Consider the following 18,090-nt stretch of genomic DNA (forward strand, 5'->3'; position numbering starts at 1 on the left):
TTTCGCTACGGTCAACCGCCGTCGTCGTCCTGCTCGCCGTTGCCACCGCCATTGTCTTCGGCCGGTTGCTTCGGCGGAGGCGGGCGTTTGCCGATGGTGACATCCAGATCCATCTCGCGGCTCTTGCGCACGAGATGCACCTTCGCGGCCGTGCCCGGCTTGATCTGCGCGATCACATTCAGCAGACGCGTGGTGTCGGTAATTTCCTGGCCGTTCACGCTCATGAGAATGTCGCCCGGCTTGATGCCCGCGCGGTCTGCGGGGCCGTTCTTCAGCACGCCGGCGACAATCGCGCCGGACTTCTGCTCCAGCCCGAACGATTCGGCGATCTCCGGCGTGACGTCCTGCGGTTCGACGCCGATCCAGCCGCGCGTGACCGAACCCGTGGTGATGATGCTCTCGAGCACGCTCCTCGCCGTCGAGACGGGAATCGCGAAGCCGATGCCGAGCGAGCCGCCCGAGCGCGAATAGATCGCGGTGTTGATGCCGAGCAGGTTGCCGTTCACGTCGACCAGCGCGCCGCCCGAGTTGCCCGGGTTGATGGCCGCGTCGGTCTGAATGAAGTTTTCGAACGTGTTGATGCCGAGGTGATTGCGCCCGAGCGCGCTGACAATGCCCATGGTCACCGTCTGGCCGACGCCGAACGGATTGCCGATGGCCAGCACCACGTCGCCCACACGCGTTTGGTCCATGCGGCCGAGGGTGATGGTGGGCAGGTTGGTCATGTTGACCTTGAGCACGGCCAGATCCGTTTCCGGATCGACGCCGATCACCTTCGCATTCGTGGTGCGGCCGTCGGCCAGTGCGATTTCGATCTGATCGGCGCCGTCGACGACGTGCTGGTTCGTTAGAATGTAACCTTCCGAACTCACTATCACGCCGGAGCCCAGATTGGATGCGGGTTGTTCCTGCTGCTTGCGGTTCTTGTCGCCGAAGAAGTAGCGGAATAGCGGATCTTTCGCGCGCGGGTCGGGCGGCAGTGAGCCATCCTTGCTGGAAAACACATTGACGACCGCGGGCATGGCCTTTTGCGCGGCGTCCGCGTACGACGCCTGAGCTGGGCCGCTACCGATGCCTGGCGCTACTTCCCGCAGCGCGACGATCGGTTCGGCGAGTTGCTTGCCGAATTGCCCTTGACGCTGGAGCCACTGCGGTTTGAGGGTCGCAATGATGAACATGAGCGCCAACAGCACGGTCACCGCTTGGGCAAAGAACAGCCAAAAGCGTCTAAGCATCTGAAGACTAGAGGTTTATATGGATCGGATCGAACTTGAATTGTACTTGAACAATCTCCTTGAAACCGCGCGCTTCAAGGACTATTGCCCTAATGGATTGCAGGTCGAAGGGCGTCGCAAGATCAATAAGCTCGCGACCGGCGTGACCGCTTCGGCGGCCTTCCTGGAGGCGGCGCTCGACTGGGGCGCGGACGCCGTGCTGGTTCATCACGGCTACTTCTGGCGCAATGAAGCGCCGCAGATCACCGGCCGCAAGCACGCGCGGCTCAAGCTGCTGATCGCCAACGACCTGAACCTGTTCGCCTATCACCTGCCGCTCGACGACCATCCCGAGTTCGGCAACAACGCACAGATCGGCCACAAGATGGGCTGGATCAGCGACGCGCGCTTCGGCGAGAACGACCTCGGCTGGCTTGCCACGTTTCCCATGCCGATCACGCTCGCGCACTTCACCGCGCAAGTCGAGCAAACGCTCGGCCGCACGCCGCTCGTATTCGGCGACGCGGACCGCGAACTGCGCCGCGTGGGGTGGTGCACGGGCGCCGCGCAAGGCATGTTCGACGCGGCCATCAACGCGGGCGCCGACGTTTATCTGACCGGCGAAGTGTCGGAGTCGGTCATGCACACATCGGCGGAAAGCGGCGTGGCGTTTCTCGCGGCGGGCCATCACGCCACCGAGCGCTTCGGCGTGCAGGCGGTGGGCAAGCATCTCTCTGAGCAGTTCGATATCGAGCACCTCTTTATCGATATCCCGAATCCCGTTTGAATCGTCATCGCAAGAGCGACGCAATACGCAAGAGCGACGCAAAACGCATTAGCGAAGCAAAAGGCAGGAATAACGGAGAGGGCACTTAAAAGGAGGTGCGAAACGGTTTGCGATTAGTACGGAGAAACCCTGATTTATCAAAGGCTTCGCACGGTTTTTGGCAATCGGGCCTTGTAAATGGCGACTCCATTCGCGCAAACTAGCGGCGGTAGAAGAGACGTGAAGGAAAAATCCAACTCAGAAGTGGGGCGTGTGATGCGAGACAAGGAAGATGAACGCGTCGACGGCAGCCGCCGTACCTGGCTGATAGCGACGACCGTAGCAGGTGGCATAGGAGGCGTTGCCACTGTCGTACCCTTTGTTAGTTCGTTTGCACCATCTGAAAAGGCCAAGGCAGCAGGTGCCCCGGTCGAAGTCGATATCAGTGATCTCAAGCCCGGCGACATGAAGACCGTTGCCTGGCGTGGTAAGCCGGTGTGGATCATCAACCGCACCGACCGTATGCTCGCCGATGTCCAGAAAGCCGATAACGAAGTAGCGGATCCCCACACCAAGAATCCTTTTTCGATGCCGTTGCCGGAGTACTGCAACAACGAGTTCCGTTCACGCACCGACCACAAGAACCTTTTCGTCGCCGTCGCCGTGTGCACCCATCTGGGCTGTACGCCGACACCGCGCTTCCAGGAGGGCGCGCAGCCCAATCTTCCGGACGACTGGCCAGGCGGCTTCCTGTGCCCTTGCCACGGCTCGACCTATGACATGGCCGGCCGCGTCTTCAAGAACAAACCCGCGCCGCAGAACCTCGACATCCCGCCTTACATGTTCACCTCGGCCACCGGCCTCGTGATCGGCAAGGACGAGAAAGGAGAAGCGTAATGGCGATCGAACACGAAGTAGAGACGACCGGGCTGGTCGGCTGGATCGACCGGCGCTTTCCGCTGACTTCCACGTGGAAGAAACACGTTTCCGAGTACTACGCGCCGAAGAACTTCAACTTCTGGTACTTCTTCGGTTCGCTTGCGCTGCTGGTGCTGGTCAACCAGATCGTCACCGGCATTTTCCTCACCATGAACTACAAGCCCGACGCGACGCTCGCGTTTTCGTCGGTCGAGTACATCATGCGCGAGGTGCCGTGGGGCTGGCTGATCCGCTATATGCACTCCACGGGCGCGTCGATGTTTTTCGTCGTCGTCTATCTGCATATGTTCCGCGGGCTGATGTACGGCTCGTACCGCAAGCCGCGCGAACTGGTGTGGATTTTCGGCTGCGCGATTTTCCTGTGCCTGATGGCCGAGGCGTTTTTCGGCTACCTGTTGCCTTGGGGGCAAATGTCGTTCTGGGGCGCGCAGGTGATTGTCAACCTGTTCTCGGCGATTCCGTTCATCGGGCCGGATCTGTCGCTGTGGATTCGCGGCGATTACGTGGTGTCGGACGTCACGCTGAACCGCTTCTTCGCGTTCCACGTGATCGCGATTCCGCTGGTGCTGATCGGGCTGGTGGTTGCTCACCTGGTCGCGCTGCACGAAGTGGGATCAAACAACCCGGACGGCATCGAGATCAAGGCGAAGAAGGATCCGGACGGCATTCCAATCGATGGCATTCCGTTCCATCCGTACTACTCGGTGCACGATTTCATGGGCGTGTCGGTGTTCCTGCTGATCTTCGCGGCGATCATTTTCTTCGCGCCGGAGATGGGCGGGTATTTCCTCGAAGCGAACAACTTCGTGCCGGCCAATCCGCTGCAAACGCCGCCTGAAATTGCGCCGGTGTGGTACTTCACGGCGTTCTACGCGATGCTGCGCGCCACGACGGATCCGTTCAAGATCGTGCTGATGGTCGTGATCGGCCTGCTCGGCCTGCTCGCGCTGTTGCGCGCGCGCGGCAAATGGAAGCTGGGCCTGCCGGTGCTGGCGGTGTTGGTGATCCTGGCCATGGCCTTCACCGAATCGAAGTTCTGGGGCGTGGTGGTGATGGGCAGCGCGGTGGTGTCGCTGTTCTTCCTGCCTTGGCTCGACCGGTCGCCGGTCAAGTCGATCCGTTACCGGCCGTTTTTTCACAAGGTGTTCTACGGGATCTTCGTGCTCGTGTTCCTGACGCTGGCCTTCCTCGGCACTAAACCGCCGTCGCCGGCCGCCACGCTGATCGCGCAGGTCTGTGCGCTGATCTACTTCGCGTTTTTCCTCGGTATGCCGTTCTGGACGCGGCTTGGCACGTTCAAGCAGCCGCCCGAGCGGGTGCGGTTCAAGCCTCACTAATCGCGAGCCAGGAGAACACGAATGAAAAAACTGCTTATGAAGTGCGCGCTGATCGGCGCGACACTGCTCGCGGTGCTGGCCGCTCCGGTTCACGCGGACGAGAATTTCCCTCTCGACCGCGCGCCGGATAACGCGGAGAATTTCGCTTCCTTGCAGCACGGCGCGCAATTGTTTGTAAACTACTGCCTGAATTGCCATAGCGCGAACCTGATGCGCTACAACCGTCTGACCGACATCGGCATTACGCCGAACGAAATTCAGGCGAACTTGCTGTTCACCACGGACAAAGTCGGCAACACCATGACCGTGGCCATGCGCCCGGACGACGCGAAAGCGTGGTTCGGCGCGAGTCCGCCGGATTTGTCGGTGGAAGCGCGGGCGCGCGGCAAGGACTGGCTGTACACGTATTTGCGCACTTTTTATCGCGACAATACGCGGCCGACCGGCTGGAACAATCTGGTGTACGAAAACGTGAGCATGCCTCACGTGCTGTGGCAGCTTCAGGGCGAACGTACCGCGAAGTTCGGGGATGAAACCGACGAAAAAACTGGCGAGACGGTACACAAATTCGTCGGCTTCCAGCAGGTCACTCCGGGGACGATGTCGCCGGTAGATTATGATTCTGCTGTGGCCGACCTCGTGTCGTACCTGTCATGGATGTCCGAACCGACCCAGAAAACCCGCAAGCAGCTTGGCGTGTGGGTGCTGATGTTCCTCGGTATCCTGAGCTTTTTCGCCTGGCGATTGAACGCCGCGTACTGGAAACATATCAAATAATCACGCCGTCACCCGGCGTGGGGCCGGCGCCAGGAAAAACCTGTTGGACGGTTTTTCCGCGCGCTGGCCTTTCAGCTTTTTGAGGAAACGTAAACATGATGGTTCTGTATTCCGGCACAACTTGCCCGTTCTCCCAGCGCTGCCGGCTGGTGTTGTTCGAAAAGGGCATGGACTTCGAGATCCGCGACGTCGACCTGTTTAACAAGCCGGAAGACATCGCCGTGATGAATCCGTATGGTCAGGTGCCGATTCTCGTCGAACGGGACCTGATTCTGTACGAATCGAACATCATCAACGAATATATCGACGAGCGCTTCCCGCACCCGCAACTGATGCCGGCCGATCCGGTGCAGCGCGCCCGCGCCCGCCTGTTCCTGCTGAACTTCGAGAAAGAGCTGTTCGTGCACGTCGGCACGCTCGAAAACGAAAAGGGCAAGGCTGCGGAGAAGAATCACGAAAAAGCCCGTCTGGCGATCCGCGATCGTCTGACGCAACTCGCGCCGATCTTCCTGAAGAACAAGTACATGCTCGGCGAAGAGTTCTCGATGCTCGACGTCGCGATCGCACCGTTGCTGTGGCGTCTGGATCACTACGGCATCGAACTGTCGAAGAACGCCGCGCCGCTGATGAAGTACGCCGAGCGCATTTTCAGCCGCCCGGCTTATATCGAAGCGCTGACGCCTTCGGAAAAGGTGATGCGTCGTTGAGTGTGGCTTTGGGGCGAGGGCGCCGCGCGGCTGACTGAGCGCGCGCCCGCGCCCGGTAAGAGGACAGTTGATGCAAGAGATTTCCACCAAGCCTTACCTGCTGCGCGCGCTCTACGAGTGGTGCACGGATAACGGCTATACGCCGCACATCGCGGTTCGGGTCGACAATCAGACGCGCGTGCCGCGTCAGTTCGTGCGCGACAACGAAATCGTGTTGAACATTAGCTTCGAGGCGACCAGCCAGTTGCAGATGGGCAACGAGTGGATCGAGTTCAGCGCGCGTTTCTCCGGCAAGTCGCACAAGATCGAGGTGCCGATCGCCAATATTCTCGCGATTTATGCGCGCGAGAACGGCCAAGGCATGGCGTTCCCGGTCGAATCGACGGGCGGCGAAGCGCAGGATTCGGGCGCCGACGCGGAAATGGCGGACGAGACCGAAGCGCCCGCACCACGCGTGGTCGAAACGGCGCCAGCTAGGGATGCCGCCGGCGCCAAAGCGGATAGCGAACCGGCCGGCCCGCAACCTGACGACGATGGATCGAAAGGTGGCGGAAGGGCTCGCCTCAAGATCGTAAAATGAAGTAGAATCACGGCCTCATGCCGGCTTAGCTCATCAGGTAGAGCGCTTGACTTGTAATCATGAGGTGGCGGGTTCGAGTCCTGCAGCCGGCACCAGTTGTACGAAACGGGGTTTCTGTTCAATCAGAAACCCCGTTTTTTCTTGGTGCGTGCTTATCGATAAGACGCCATGTTCTTGCCGATGCACGGTGCTTCCGCCTGCAAAAAGGACCGGCTTCATGAAACGTCGGTGAGCCGCGAAACGGTCCAAAATCACCATATCTCTTTCACCTTGTCGATTGTGGACTTTTAAGTCCACACAATTCTTGGTCGAGGCCGGCAGATAGCGCGCTTCACCCGTTCCACAGGCGAATAGCGCACCGCGAACCCGGACGACAGGGGTACTATTCGGGCGTCAGTCGGCAACGCTTCCAAGTACTCCGGCGGGCAACGCCCCCGATGACGCGGCTTCTCAGCGCGTCGCTCCCGCAACACCGATCCCACCTCACCATGACCAGCCCTGCAACCCTTACCTGGCCCGAAGCCGACGGCCCCCGCTCCGCGCGTTGGCGCTGCGAAGCAGCCGTGCCGCCGCCCAAGCGTGTCATCGTCGCGGACGACCGCACGACCGCCGATTCCGCGTACCGACTGGCGTGCGAAGGGACGGCGCTCCTGTGGAACGGCGACTTCCAGAACGCTCGTCAGTTGCTGCAAGCAGTGACGCGCCGACTGGAGCGCAAGCCGCGCAAGCAGGGCGAAACGCCGCTCGACGCATTCAACCTGCATCGGCAGGCGCAGTCGCAACGCGCGCGCACGCTCGGCATGATCCTGATTCCGCTGGACGCCGCGTACGCTATTCCGCTGCGCCGCGCGCCCGATGTCCAGCAAGCCTGCATCGAAACCTACGGACCGTCGACCGACGAGCCGTCCGTCGTGTCGCTGCGAGAACTGCTCGGCATGATCGGCGCGCACGAGTGGCGCAAGAAGGGCGTCGAGATTCCCGCGCTAGGCGACCGGATTCATCCGCATTACGGCGTGTTCTCGCCGGTGCGCGGCGAATATGTGGATCTCGTCGCGAGCACGCCGCTGCCTTCGCTGAACAAGGCGTTCGATATCGGCACGGGCACGGGCGTGTTGTCCGCGCTGCTCGCCAAACGCGGCGTGAAGAAAGTCGTCGCTACCGACCAGGATCCGCGCGCGCTCGCTTGCGCGCGCGAAAACCTCACGCGTCTCGGTTACGACCAGCAAATCGATGTCGTGCAGGCTGATTTGTTTCCCGAAGGCCGCGCGCCGCTCGTGGTGTGCAATCCGCCGTGGGTGCCGGCGAGGCCCGCTTCGCCGATCGAGTACGCGATCTACGATCCGGAAAGCCGCATGCTGCTCGGCTTCCTGAACGGGCTGGCGGCGCATCTGTCGCCGGGTGGCGAAGGCTGGCTGATCATGTCGGACTTTGCGGAGCATCTCGGCTTGCGCACACGCGACTGGCTGCTGGCCGCCATCGACAAGGCAGGGCTGACGGTGGTGGGTCGCGAGGACATTCGTCCGCGACACCCCAAGTCGACCGATGAAACCGATGCGCTGCACACGGCACGCATGGCCGAAGTGACGTCGCTGTGGCGCCTGAAGGCGCGCTAAGCGGTGAGACGCATTGCCGCTCTATTAACAGCAAGAGCGGCAGTGCGGCGCGTCAGGTCGATGCACCGCGGACATACGCCGCCGCGCCGCGCCCTGCCGCGAGGCCGCTGGCAAAGCAGGCGGTGAGCAGGTAGCCGCCCGTCGGCGCTTCCCAGTCGAGCATCTCGCCCGCGCAGAAGATGCCGGGCAGGTGCTCGATCATCAGATGCTCGTCGAGTGCCTCGAAGGGAATGCCGCCGGCGGTGCTGATCGCTTCCGCGATCGGCCGGGCGCGCGTGAGCCGCACCGGCAACGCTTTGATGGCGTGCGCGAGACCATTGGCGTCGGCGAAGGCTTCTTTCGACAGAATCTCGTGCAACAAAGCCAGTTTTACCCCGCCAATGCCGATCCGGCCATGCAAGTGGCTCGACATCGAACGCGAGCCGCGCGGTCGCGTGACTTCGGCGACAACCCGCTCCAAAGCCAAGCCTGGCGCCAGATCGAGCGTGATCGTGACGTCGCCGTCCGCCAGAATCCGCTCCCGAATCGCGGCCGACAAGGCGTAGATCAGACTGCCTTCGAGGCCCGTTTCGGTCAAAAGTATTTCACCTTGTCGATTGTGGACTTTATTGTCTACATCGGTCAGCGTAATGGCCACCGGCTTGACCGGTTGACCCGCGAAACGCTCGCGCAGATAGGGGCTCCAGTCCGCGTCGAAGCCGCAGTTCGCAGGCCGAAGGGGCGCGATGGGCACATCGCGCGACGCCACCAGCGGGACCCACGCGGCGTCCGATCCGAGACGCGGCCAGCTTGCGCCGCCGAGCGCAAACACCACGGCGTCGAAGGTGACGGCTTGCTCGCCGTCGGGCGTCGCGAAACGGAGCGTGTGCGCGACGGCATGGCCGGCTTCGGTGTCCCAGCCGCACCACTTGTGGCGCATGTGAAACCGCACGCCCGCTTCGCGCAGCCGATGCAGCCACGCACGCAGCATCGGCGCGGCTTTCATATCCGCCGGGAAAACGCGCCCCGAACTGCCGACGAATGTCTCCACGCCCAACCCGTGCAGCCACGCGCGCAAGGCGTCGGGATCAAAGGCCCGCACGAGCGGCGCGATCTGTTCGCGGCGCGCGCCGTAGCGGCCGAGAAACGGCTCGAGCGGCTCCGAATGCGTGATGTTCATGCCGCCTTTGCCCGCCATCAGAAACTTGCGGCCGACCGACGGCATGGCGTCATAGACGTCGACCTGCACGCCTTGCTGCGCGAGCGCCTCGGCGGCCATCAAGCCGGCGGGGCCGCCGCCGATCACGGCGACGCGGGCGGAACGGAATGAGGATGACATGCGGGCCTGCGAAAGAGCGGAAGTGGCGGCGCGCCGCCGGTTCGATGATCCGGCGGCGCGAAGGGCGCCATTTTCACACCCTGGACAGTGCAGGGCAAACGCGCGAGCGGGCTGGCGGGCGGAAAAAGGCTGGGTTCAGGCGGTACCGCATTCACCCGGCTTGCATCCGCCGCTGTGTTATGCGACCAGGCGAACTATACTTTTCAGACACCTTCCATCGGACGCCGCGCGCGTCTTCCTTGCGTCAGACCAACTCGCCGCCTTCCTTGCCACCCGGCGTTCTCCGCGCGATCGGAGCCGCCGTGTCGCGGCCGGCGATGTGGTCCGCGCGTCTGCTGCCTGCGTGGATGTCTGAACGTCGTCTGAATCAAGGAGACTGCCATGTCCCGCAAATACATCGATTGCCGCGAGTTTCCGAGCGAAACGAACTGCACCGTCGCCCTGGCTGCCGACAGCGAGAGCGAATTGCTCGACGCCGCCGTGCAGCATGCGGTCGCGGTGCACAAGCACACGGATTCGCCGGAATTGCGCTCGCAACTCAAAACGCTCTTTCACGACGGCACACCGCCGGTGGAAGCGCCGCGCGCGTGAGCTGCTGTCTTTTGGGGAGCTACAGAACGAGCGACCCGCGCTAACGGCGTCTTGCCGCTCGCGCGGGTCGCAGCATCGTGGAACTATGTTCTAGCCGGGGTACGCCTCGTCCACCTTCAATCCAGCGAGCTTGAAGATGACCCGCAGCGTTTGCGGCTTGATATCGCGCCGCGAAGCAAGCGTAGTCATGACGAAGTCGAGCACCTTGGCGTACTTGAGCATGGTCAGGCAAGTTTCCATGTCCACGCTGCCGTCGCGCATGACTTCGGCCAGACGGAGCATTTCCGTCGAGATATCGCGGGCCATCTCCAGTTCGAGTTGCTGCTTCTCGGACCACGCCGGGGTGGCGATGAGTTTCGCCAGCATTTCCTGAAATTTCTGTTCGACGTTTCCGTTGGGTACCGTATCCATTGCCGCCTCTTCTATTATCCGAGCGCGCGTCCGCTTGACGTCTCGGCGCGCTGCTGGTTACGTAACGTTCGGCCCGAGTTCCGGGCCGTCCTCCCCACATGCATTCGGTTCGCGTGGTGAAAGCCACGGCCGCAGCCCATTGTTATAGGCGGCACGGCCGGCGCCATGGGCCTGGCCGTTACGCAAGCTGCTCTTGCGCCTTTCTGGAACCTTCCGCGTGACGCTTTTAGAGCAGGAAATGTTCCAGTTTTAAGCCCTTTCTGACATGCTTTGCGCGGCTCCTTCGGTCAGCAAGCCGCACTTTGGGTAAACTGGCAGCAACTTTTCCCTTTTTCCGTCACCTGTCGCACGTTCGCGCTGCAATTATTGGCGGTTTCCCCCGATGTCCAGCAAAACGCACGAAATTCGCCCCAATCAATCCGTCGAGTTGTTGAAGGAGCTTCACATCCTCACGCGTGACGGCAAGATGAACCAGGACAGCCGCCGCAAACTGAAACAGGTCTATCACCTGTTCCAGTTCATCGAGCCGCTGCTCAAAGACCTCAGGAACGAGCAGGGCGCCGTAACCCTTGTCGACCACGGCGCGGGCAAGTCTTATCTAGGTTTTATCCTGTATGACCTTTTCTTCAAGGAGTTTCAGGCAGAAGCGGGCGGTGCGTCACACATCTATGGCATTGAGACGCGCGAAGAGCTCGTCGCGAAGTCGGAAGAGCTTGCTGGCCGGCTGGGATTTACGGGCATGTCGTTTCTGAATCTGTCGGTGGCAGACTCGATCACGTCGGACCGATTGCCGGCCCGGATCGACATCGTCACCGCGCTGCACGCCTGCAATACCGCGACCGACGACGCGCTGCGCTTCGCGCTCGAAAAGAGGGCGAAGTACATTGTGGTCGTGCCGTGCTGTCAGGCGGAGGTGGCGGGGGTGTTGCGGCAGAACAAGGGCAAATCTCTCGGCAACGCTCTCACGGAGATCTGGCGGCATCCGTTGCACACGCGGGAGTTCGGGAGCCAGATCACGAATGTACTGCGGTGTCTGCAGCTCGAAGCGCACGGATATCAGGTCAGCGTCACCGAGCTGGTGGGTTGGGAGCATTCCATGAAGAATGAACTCATCATCGCCCAGTACAAGGATTTGCCGCGGCGCCGGCCGGCCGAGCGTTTGAACGAGGTGATGGAAACGCTCGGGATCGAGGAGCTGAAGGAACGGTTCTTTGTTTCGGCCTGATCCGGCGACGTCGCGCGGCCGCTTGTGGCGGGCCCGTTGCGTGAATTACCGCTTCATCAACGCGTTCCAGCCGGCCAGCCCGATTCGCCGGAGCGTTTCCTGATTCCGCTCGTAAATTTCTTCAGCGTCGGGAAAAGCCTGAACTGCACGTTCGATGCTGTCCTCGCGCAGCAGATGCAAAATCGGATACGGCGCGCGATTCGTGTAGTTCTCGATATCGTCGGGCTCGCTGCCTTCGAACTGGTAAAAGGGATGGAAGCTCGCGATCTGAACGACGCCTTCGAGCCGAAGCTGCTTGAGCATGCGTTCGGCGAAAAACAGGCAATCGTTGTAGTCGAGAAAAGCGGCGAGCGCTTGCGGCACGATTAACAGCGTCGTATCCAAGGCATCGGGGTCGGCGGCGACGAGCGTCTGAAGCTCGGTTTCCAGATCGGTCAGCACGCCTTCCATGTCCACGGCATCGCTGACGGCGTAGCGAATCTGCCCTTTCACGTGGACTGCCTTCGCGAACGGGCAGAGATTGAGGCCGATCACAGCCTCGGTCAACCAGTGACGAGTAGCGGCAACAACGGCATCGTGGGATTCGGCGGACAACGACATGGCGGGCGGCGCGGGAGATAAAGCGCCATTTTAACGGGGCGAACCGGAGTGGATTCGCGCCTCGCTCAAACAGAACGTCAAAGCAGAAAATTCAATCAGCTGCGGCCGACGTCGCCGCCGCCGCGCCGCACGCCGCGGCGATCAACTGTGCGGCGACCTTGGGCGCGGCCAGAATGGGCCCGCATCCGGGCCCATACGTCTGGCTGGCCGCATACACGCCTTCGATCATCAGACCCAGCGCATTGGCGAGCGCCACCGGATCATCGGCGCCCGCCGCCGTGGTCAGTTCCGTGAGCCGCGCCATCAGGCGTGCCTTGTTGCGAAACACGAACTGCCGCGCCGGATGCGCCGTCTCCGGAAACTCCACCGACACGTTTACGAAAGGGCAGCCGCGATAATCGTCGACAGACGCGCGCACCGCGAGGTCGTCGAAATATTGCTGAAGCTGCTTTGCGGGCTCGCCCGGATGTTTGGCGAAGCTCCGCTCCACATAGCTGAAGAACTGCTCGTCCTTACGCTCCAGGTAAGCCATGACGAGCTCGTCCTTCGACGAAAACTGCCGGTACAAACTCATCTTGTTCACGCCGGCGCGCTCGACCACCGCGTCCACGCCGACGGCTCGCACGCCCTCGCGGTAGAACAGCTCGTCTGCGGCGCGCAGCAAATGCTGTTGCGCTTGCGGGCCGGCGGTCTGCGCGCCACGCGTGCGGCGCGCAGCGGCTGGCTTTTGGGTTTGACTGTCGGACATGGATGACCACCTGAACTCAATTAACGCCTTGACATGTTACCGAGCAGTAACTAAGATCGCAACACCTATTGTGACTGATCTGTCACAAGTCCTTTACCGAACCCGTAACAATATTGGCGGCGTCGCCTGCGGAGCAGGCGTCGATTGGAGATCCGATGAACTGGGCAGCAAGACTGATTGGCGGACGTTTCCACTACGGCTGGTTGACCGTCGCGGTGGTGTTTCTGGTACTGCTGGCGGCGGCGGGCACGCGGGCCACGCCGAGCGTGATGATGCTGCCGCTCGAGCATCAATTCGGCTGGAGTCGCGCAACGATTTCCCTGGCGATCTCCGTGAACATTGCGCTGTACGGTCTGATGGGACCGTTCGCGGCAGCGGCGATGCAGCGCTTCGGTGTGCGCCCCACGCTGCTGGCCGCGTTGGGGACGATGGCGTTGGGCGTGGCGCTGTCGTCGCTGATGACGCACCCGTGGCAAATGGTGCTGATCTGGGGCGTGATGGTCGGCGGCTCGACGGGGGTCGCGGCGCTGTCGTTGTCGGCGACGGTGGTGACGCGCTGGTTCACCACGCGGCGCGGCCTCGTCATGGGCATTCTCACGGCGAGTTCGGCAACCGGCCAGCTCGTGTTCCTGCCGATGCTCGCGGCCATCGCCGAGCACCACGGCTGGCGGCAAGTGGTGTGGGTCGTCGCGATTGCGGCCGCGATCGTGATTCCGCTGGTTGCATTTCTGCTGCCCGAGCGCCCGGCCGACATGAAGCTGCGCCCGTACGGCGAGCCGCACGATTCGCCCATCAACAGCACCGTCACCAAACAGAATCCGCTGGCGATCGCCTTCGGCACGCTCGCCATGGCGAGCAAGACACGCGATTTCTGGCTGCTGTTCTTCAGCTTCTTTATCTGCGGCGCGAGTACCAACGGTTATGTCGGCACCCACCTGATCGCGATGTGCGGCGACTACGGCATGACGGAAGTGCAGGGCGCTTCGCTGCTCGCCGCGATGGGCATTTTCGACCTGTTCGGCACGACGCTCTCCGGTTGGTTGTCGGACCGCTTCAATAGCCGTGTGCTGCTGTTCTGGTACTACGGGCTGCGCGGTTTGTCGCTGATGTATCTGCCGCACGCCTTCGGCATCGACTTCTTCGGACTGCCGCTGTTCGCCGTGTTCTACGGCCTTGACTGGATCGCGACCGTGCCGCCGACCGTGCGTCTGGCCACCGACGTCTACGGCAAGGAATCGGCGCCGGTGGTGTTCGGCTGGGTCGTCGCCGGCCATCAGCTCGGCGCGGCGTTCGCGGCGCTCGGCGCGGGTATGCTGCGCGCGAGCCTCGGCACGTACACGGTGGCGTCGATGATTTCCGGCGGCTTGTGCCTCGTGGCGGCGGTGATCGTGTTGCGGATCAACCGGCCTGCCAAAGTGCCGGAACCGCAGGCGGCATAAAACCACACACAATCGACCGGCGCGATGCCGAAAACTGCAGCGGTTTCAAACCGCGCCCGGCGATTCTGGCATCGCGACAACGACGGCCCCGCAAGGGGCCGTTTTGCTATTGCCGGCGGCGCAAACAAACTGCTCGCTTGTAGGCGCACGCGCGCCGAAGCCCGGTTATGCTATGTGACCCCCGGGCAGTTGCCCGTCGTTCATGAATTTCGACCGAGAGAAGCGCATGACCAACAAACCCGCCCCTACCGCAATTGCCATTCATGAGCTGATTGCAGGCCGCTGGAGCCCGCGCGCGTATTCGAGCGAGCCGGTGAGCCGCGAGCATCTGCATTCCGTGCTCGAAGCGGCACGCTGGGCGCCGTCTTCGTATAACGCGCAGCCTTGGCGTTTTCTCGTATTCGACCGCAGCGTCGATGAAGTCTCGTTCAAGCAGGCCTTCGCCACGCTGGTGCCGTTCAACCAGGGCTGGAATGCGCCGGTGCCGGTGCTGATCGCGGTGACGACGCACACCTTGACCAACAAGGGCGAGGTGAATCGCTGCGCACCGTACGATGCGGGCGCCGCGGCGATGGCGCTGGTGTTGCAGGCGCATGCGCTCGGACTTGCCGCGCATCAAATGAGCGGTTTCGACCCGAACGCGTTCCGTACCGCATTCAAGCTGCCGAACGACGTCGAAGTAATCGCGATGATTGCGCTCGGTCATTACGGCGACGTGGACAAACTGGATCCGGTGTTGCGCGAGCGCGAGAAGTCGGTGCGTCAGCGTTTGCCGCTGGCGGAAATGGCCTATGGCGGCGGCTGGAAGAAGGCGTTCTGAGCGGTTTTCAACTTACGTATCGAGTAAAACGAACGCGCGGCGCTGCCCGCGCGTTTTTCATTCGACGTCGTCCGCGACGCTCGACAGCGGCGCCGCCACGCTCTCCAGCGACTTGCGCTCCGCGTCCACGCCCCAGATCGCCGCGATGACCGCTGCCGCCAGCATCAGACCCGAGCCGACCAGATAGCCCGAAAAGACCTCGCCACGCTGATGCGTGTCGATCAGCCGCCCGAAAAACGCCGGCCCGGCGATACCGCCGAGCGCCGTGCCGACCGCGTAGAAAACGGCGATGGCCAGCGCGCGGATTTCCAGCGGAAACGACTCGCTGACGGTTAGATAAGCCGAACTCGCGGCCGCTGACGCGAAGAAGAAAATCACCATCCACGCGATCGTCTGCGTCACGACGGTGAGCATCTCGTGCGCGAACAGGTAGCCGCTCAGCGTCAGCAGGATGCCGGAGATCGCGTAAGTCGCCGCGATCATCTTGCGCCGCCCGATCACGTCGAAGAGCCGGCCGAGCAGCAGCGGGCCGAGGAAATTGCCGAGCGCGAAAGGCAGCAGATACCAGCCGATGTGGTCGCCCGGCACGTGGTAGAAGTCGGTTAGCACCAGTGCGTAGGTGAAAAAGATCGCGTTGTAGAAAAACGCCTGTGCGGTCATGAGCGACAGACCGACCAGCGCGCGCCGTCGATGCACGTTAAAAAGCGTATGGAACACCTCGCGCAGTGGCGTATGTCCGCGAGCGCGCAATCGCAGGCGCGTGAGTTCGTGGTCGGAGAGCGTGTGGCCTTCGTTGCGGAAACGCGTTTCGATGCCTTCGACAATCGCGCGCGCGTCGCGCTCGTCGCCGTGCGTGAGCAGCCAGCGCGGGCTTTCCGGCACCCAGATGCGCATCGGCAGAATCCCCAGCGCAAGCACCGCGCCGATGAAGAAGCAGGCGCGCCAGCCCCAGTCGGCCGGCAGCAGATGCGGATCGAGCAGCACCAGCGAGCCGGCCGCGCCGAGTCCCGCGCCGACCCAGAACGTGCCGTTGATGCCAAGATCGGTCCAGCCGCGCACGCGCGCCGGCGTGAATTCCTGGATCGTCGAATTGATCGCCGTATATTCGCCGCCGATCCCGGCGCCGGTCAGGAAGCGAAATAGCAGAAAACTGGCCAGATTCCACGACAGCGCGGTTGCCGCCGTCGCCGCCAGATACAGGGCGAGCGTGATGAAAAACAGTTTGCGGCGTCCGAGCCGGTCGGTCAGCCAGCCGAATCCCAACGCGCCGAGCACCGCCCCGGCGATGTAGGCGCTACCGGCCAGACCGACCTCGGCGTTGGTAAAGTGCAACGATGGACTAGACTTCAACGCGCTTGCCACCGCGCCTGCCAGCGTGACTTCCAGACCGTCGAGCAGCCACGTGACGCCAAGCGCCACCACGATCAGCGAGTGAAACCGGCCCCACGGCAGACGGTCGAGCCGCGAAGGCAGATCCGTTTCGACGACCGTGGCGTTTTTTTCGTGGACGGCGGCAGTAGGCGGCGCGCTCATTGCTTGAGGTCTCCTCATTTCCGAAAATTGGCGGCGTATTCTGTCAAAATGAGCAATATTCGTTCCGTCGAGCCGGGCTTTTGCGTGATCGCGAGCGCGCCCGAAACGTCAGTTGATGCTGATTGGGCTTTCGTGATACAAAGCCGCTCCCCCTTCTGTCCGCGCCAGCCGTGAGCGGCGATTCCTGCCATGAACTATTGCGCGATTGACTTCGGTACTTCCAATTCGGCTGTGGCCGTTCCTGTCGACGGTGCGCTCAAGCTCGCGCCGGTCGAGGGCGCCTACACGACGCTGCCCACTTCGGTCTTTTTCAATACCGACGAGAACACCCGCGAATTCGGGCGGGCGGCGCTCGCAGCCTATATCGACGGCTTCGACGGCCGTCTGATGCGTTCGATGAAGAGTATTCTCGGCTCGCCGCTCGCCGAGAACTCCACCGATCTCGGCGACGGTTCCGCGATCAAGTACACGGACGTGATCGCGATTTTCGTCGATCACCTGAAGCGTTCGGCCGAAAAAAGCGCTGGCGGCCCGATTCATCGCGCTGTACTGGGCCGCCCGGTGTTTTTCGTCGACGACGATCCGCGTGCCGATCAGATGGCGCAGCAGCAACTCGAAGCGGCCGCGCGCTCAGTCGGTCTGCAGGAAATCCACTTTCAGTATGAGCCGATCGCGGCCGCGTTCGACTACGAATCGCATCTGACAGAAGAAGGGCTCGTGCTGGTGGCCGACATCGGCGGCGGTACCTCGGACTTTTCGCTGGTGCGCGTCGGGCCGGAGCGGATGAAGCGCGTCGAGCGCAAGGACGACGTGCTGGCGCACCACGGCGTGCACGTCGCCGGCACGGACTTCGACCGTCGCGTGGAACTGGCGACGATTCTGCGCGAAATGGGCTATCAGACATTGGACCCGGAAGGCCGCGAGATTCCGAACCGGATCTATTTCGATCTGGCGACCTGGCATCTGATTAACACCGTCTACGCTCCGAAGCGCGTCAGCGAACTCGCGCTGATGCGCCACCTGTTCACCGAGGCCAGGCATCACGACCGCCTGATGCGCGTCGTGGACCGCCGTTTGGGTCATGCGCTGGCCGCTCATGCGGAAGAAGCGAAGATCGGCGTGGCGGCCGGCGGAGAGACCGTGATCGATCTCGATGAAGTGGAAGACGACCTGCGTCTCGCATTCGACGAGGCGCAACTCATCAAGGCCGGCCACGACGAAACGCTGCGCATCGTGCAGGCGGCGCGCGATACGGTGCAGGCGGCCGGCGTGGCGACACGCGACGTCAACGCGATTTACTTTACGGGCGGTTCGACTGGATTGGCGTTTCTATCGGGCGCATTGGCGGCGGCATTTCCGGATGCTAAAGCGGTATTCGGCGACCGTCTCGCGAGTGTCGCGACTGGACTCGGCATTCACGCGCGACGTCTATTCGGATAACCAGAATCATCAACCGCATACTGCGAAGATAA

Annotated in this window: 18 protein-coding genes and 1 tRNA gene; 13 read left to right on the forward strand and 6 right to left on the reverse strand. The window is 62.3% G+C overall.

Annotated elements, in window-relative coordinates:
* Positions 1 to 11: 11 nt before the first annotated feature.
* The gene (locus ACFSNN_RS40120; protein WP_134457695.1) at positions 12 to 1,235 is read right to left on the reverse strand and encodes a Do family serine endopeptidase; all 1,224 of its coding nucleotides are present in this window, start codon (positions 1,233 to 1,235) and stop codon (positions 12 to 14) included.
* 19 nt (positions 1,236 to 1,254) lie between these two features.
* On the opposite strand from ACFSNN_RS40120, the gene ACFSNN_RS40125 reads away from it, so the two are divergent.
* From ACFSNN_RS40125 to ACFSNN_RS40160, 8 genes are all read left to right on the forward strand, one after another.
* Positions 1,255 to 2,001 (forward strand): Nif3-like dinuclear metal center hexameric protein, encoded by a 747-nt coding sequence (locus tag ACFSNN_RS40125; protein WP_134457696.1) that lies wholly within the window; start codon positions 1,255 to 1,257, stop codon positions 1,999 to 2,001.
* A 255-nt stretch (positions 2,002 to 2,256) separates the two neighbouring features.
* The gene (petA, locus tag ACFSNN_RS40130) at positions 2,257 to 2,877 is read left to right on the forward strand and encodes a ubiquinol-cytochrome c reductase iron-sulfur subunit (protein WP_012434493.1); all 621 of its coding nucleotides are present in this window, start codon (positions 2,257 to 2,259) and stop codon (positions 2,875 to 2,877) included.
* The gene (locus ACFSNN_RS40135; protein ID WP_134457697.1) at positions 2,877 to 4,256 is read left to right on the forward strand and encodes a cytochrome b; all 1,380 of its coding nucleotides are present in this window, start codon (positions 2,877 to 2,879) and stop codon (positions 4,254 to 4,256) included. The genes petA and ACFSNN_RS40135 overlap by 1 nt, the downstream gene beginning before the upstream one ends.
* A 21-nt stretch (positions 4,257 to 4,277) precedes the next feature.
* A complete protein-coding gene (locus tag ACFSNN_RS40140; protein ID WP_134457698.1) occupies positions 4,278 to 5,033 on the forward strand; it encodes a cytochrome c1 in 756 nt (251 codons plus the stop codon).
* Between the two features lie 95 nt (positions 5,034 to 5,128).
* Entirely contained in the window at positions 5,129 to 5,740 is a 612-nt protein-coding gene (locus ACFSNN_RS40145; RefSeq protein WP_006052302.1) for a glutathione S-transferase N-terminal domain-containing protein, read from the forward strand.
* Positions 5,741 to 5,810: 70 nt separating this feature from the next.
* A complete protein-coding gene (locus ACFSNN_RS40150; protein WP_134457699.1) occupies positions 5,811 to 6,320 on the forward strand; it encodes a ClpXP protease specificity-enhancing factor in 510 nt (169 codons plus the stop codon).
* A gap of 19 nt (positions 6,321 to 6,339) precedes the next feature.
* Positions 6,340 to 6,415 (forward strand) — tRNA-Thr (locus tag ACFSNN_RS40155).
* Between the two features lie 393 nt (positions 6,416 to 6,808).
* Complete coding sequence (locus tag ACFSNN_RS40160) at positions 6,809 to 7,933, forward strand: methyltransferase (protein ID WP_134457700.1); 1,125 nt, start codon at positions 6,809 to 6,811, stop codon at positions 7,931 to 7,933.
* 52 nt (positions 7,934 to 7,985) lie between these two features.
* Here ACFSNN_RS40160 and ACFSNN_RS40165 read toward each other — a convergent pair whose 3' ends face one another.
* On the reverse strand, positions 7,986 to 9,251 hold the full coding sequence (locus ACFSNN_RS40165) for a TIGR03862 family flavoprotein (protein ID WP_134457701.1): 1,266 nt from the start codon (positions 9,249 to 9,251) through the stop codon (positions 7,986 to 7,988).
* 381 nt (positions 9,252 to 9,632) lie between these two features.
* On the opposite strand from ACFSNN_RS40165, the gene ACFSNN_RS40170 reads away from it, so the two are divergent.
* Positions 9,633 to 9,842: a DUF1059 domain-containing protein gene (locus ACFSNN_RS40170; RefSeq protein ID WP_134457702.1), complete on the forward strand. Its 210-nt coding sequence runs from the start codon at positions 9,633 to 9,635 to the stop codon at positions 9,840 to 9,842.
* 90 nt (positions 9,843 to 9,932) lie between these two features.
* Here ACFSNN_RS40170 and ACFSNN_RS40175 read toward each other — a convergent pair whose 3' ends face one another.
* The gene (locus ACFSNN_RS40175) at positions 9,933 to 10,253 is read right to left on the reverse strand and encodes a type II toxin-antitoxin system HicA family toxin (RefSeq protein WP_012434486.1); all 321 of its coding nucleotides are present in this window, start codon (positions 10,251 to 10,253) and stop codon (positions 9,933 to 9,935) included.
* A gap of 382 nt (positions 10,254 to 10,635) precedes the next feature.
* Here ACFSNN_RS40175 and ACFSNN_RS40180 point away from each other — a divergent pair, with 382 nt between their 5' ends.
* Complete coding sequence (locus ACFSNN_RS40180; protein ID WP_134457703.1) at positions 10,636 to 11,478, forward strand: class I SAM-dependent methyltransferase; 843 nt, start codon at positions 10,636 to 10,638, stop codon at positions 11,476 to 11,478.
* Between the two features lie 45 nt (positions 11,479 to 11,523).
* On the opposite strand, the gene ACFSNN_RS40185 is transcribed toward ACFSNN_RS40180, so the two are convergent.
* Positions 11,524 to 12,078 carry a DUF1415 domain-containing protein gene (locus ACFSNN_RS40185; protein WP_134457704.1) on the reverse strand — a complete coding sequence of 185 codons (555 nt, stop codon included), beginning with the start codon at positions 12,076 to 12,078 and terminating at the stop codon, positions 11,524 to 11,526.
* Between the two features lie 91 nt (positions 12,079 to 12,169).
* Entirely contained in the window at positions 12,170 to 12,826 is a 657-nt protein-coding gene (locus ACFSNN_RS40190) for a TetR/AcrR family transcriptional regulator (RefSeq protein ID WP_134457705.1), read from the reverse strand.
* A gap of 155 nt (positions 12,827 to 12,981) precedes the next feature.
* Between ACFSNN_RS40190 and ACFSNN_RS40195 the strand changes: the two genes are divergently transcribed.
* The gene (locus tag ACFSNN_RS40195; protein WP_012434482.1) at positions 12,982 to 14,265 is read left to right on the forward strand and encodes an MFS transporter; all 1,284 of its coding nucleotides are present in this window, start codon (positions 12,982 to 12,984) and stop codon (positions 14,263 to 14,265) included.
* 226 nt (positions 14,266 to 14,491) lie between these two features.
* The gene (locus ACFSNN_RS40200; RefSeq protein WP_012434481.1) at positions 14,492 to 15,085 is read left to right on the forward strand and encodes a nitroreductase family protein; all 594 of its coding nucleotides are present in this window, start codon (positions 14,492 to 14,494) and stop codon (positions 15,083 to 15,085) included.
* Positions 15,086 to 15,142: 57 nt separating this feature from the next.
* Here ACFSNN_RS40200 and ACFSNN_RS40205 read toward each other — a convergent pair whose 3' ends face one another.
* Complete coding sequence (locus tag ACFSNN_RS40205; RefSeq protein WP_134457706.1) at positions 15,143 to 16,618, reverse strand: MFS transporter; 1,476 nt, start codon at positions 16,616 to 16,618, stop codon at positions 15,143 to 15,145.
* Positions 16,619 to 16,807: 189 nt separating this feature from the next.
* Between ACFSNN_RS40205 and ACFSNN_RS40210 the strand changes: the two genes are divergently transcribed.
* Positions 16,808 to 18,058, forward strand: a complete 1,251-nt coding sequence (locus tag ACFSNN_RS40210) for an Hsp70 family protein (RefSeq protein WP_134457707.1) — start codon at positions 16,808 to 16,810, stop codon at positions 18,056 to 18,058.
* The last annotated feature ends 32 nt before the right edge of the window (positions 18,059 to 18,090 follow it).

The sequence above is a fragment of the Paraburkholderia dipogonis genome (assembly GCF_042680985.1).
GTDB classification, from domain to species: Bacteria; Pseudomonadota; Gammaproteobacteria; order Burkholderiales; family Burkholderiaceae; genus Paraburkholderia; species Paraburkholderia phytofirmans.

Coding starts and splice junctions, on each gene's coding strand:
- ACFSNN_RS40195 (WP_012434482.1), top strand. CDS start 12,982: ATGAACTGGGCAGCAAGACTGATTGGCGGACGTTTCCACTACGGCTGG.
- ACFSNN_RS40135 (WP_134457697.1), top strand. CDS start 2,877: ATGGCGATCGAACACGAAGTAGAGACGACCGGGCTGGTCGGCTGGATC.
- ACFSNN_RS40185 (WP_134457704.1), bottom strand. CDS start 12,078: ATGTCGTTGTCCGCCGAATCCCACGATGCCGTTGTTGCCGCTACTCGT.
- ACFSNN_RS40120 (WP_134457695.1), bottom strand. CDS start 1,235: ATGCTTAGACGCTTTTGGCTGTTCTTTGCCCAAGCGGTGACCGTGCTG.
- ACFSNN_RS40140 (WP_134457698.1), top strand. CDS start 4,278: ATGAAAAAACTGCTTATGAAGTGCGCGCTGATCGGCGCGACACTGCTC.
- ACFSNN_RS40165 (WP_134457701.1), bottom strand. CDS start 9,251: ATGTCATCCTCATTCCGTTCCGCCCGCGTCGCCGTGATCGGCGGCGGC.
- ACFSNN_RS40125 (WP_134457696.1), top strand. CDS start 1,255: ATGGATCGGATCGAACTTGAATTGTACTTGAACAATCTCCTTGAAACC.
- ACFSNN_RS40175 (WP_012434486.1), bottom strand. CDS start 10,253: ATGGATACGGTACCCAACGGAAACGTCGAACAGAAATTTCAGGAAATG.
- ACFSNN_RS40205 (WP_134457706.1), bottom strand. CDS start 16,618: ATGAGCGCGCCGCCTACTGCCGCCGTCCACGAAAAAAACGCCACGGTC.
- ACFSNN_RS40145 (WP_006052302.1), top strand. CDS start 5,129: ATGATGGTTCTGTATTCCGGCACAACTTGCCCGTTCTCCCAGCGCTGC.
- ACFSNN_RS40170 (WP_134457702.1), top strand. CDS start 9,633: ATGTCCCGCAAATACATCGATTGCCGCGAGTTTCCGAGCGAAACGAAC.
- ACFSNN_RS40180 (WP_134457703.1), top strand. CDS start 10,636: ATGTCCAGCAAAACGCACGAAATTCGCCCCAATCAATCCGTCGAGTTG.
- petA (WP_012434493.1), top strand. CDS start 2,257: ATGCGAGACAAGGAAGATGAACGCGTCGACGGCAGCCGCCGTACCTGG.
- ACFSNN_RS40190 (WP_134457705.1), bottom strand. CDS start 12,826: ATGTCCGACAGTCAAACCCAAAAGCCAGCCGCTGCGCGCCGCACGCGT.
- ACFSNN_RS40150 (WP_134457699.1), top strand. CDS start 5,811: ATGCAAGAGATTTCCACCAAGCCTTACCTGCTGCGCGCGCTCTACGAG.
- ACFSNN_RS40200 (WP_012434481.1), top strand. CDS start 14,492: ATGACCAACAAACCCGCCCCTACCGCAATTGCCATTCATGAGCTGATT.
- ACFSNN_RS40160 (WP_134457700.1), top strand. CDS start 6,809: ATGACCAGCCCTGCAACCCTTACCTGGCCCGAAGCCGACGGCCCCCGC.
- ACFSNN_RS40210 (WP_134457707.1), top strand. CDS start 16,808: ATGAACTATTGCGCGATTGACTTCGGTACTTCCAATTCGGCTGTGGCC.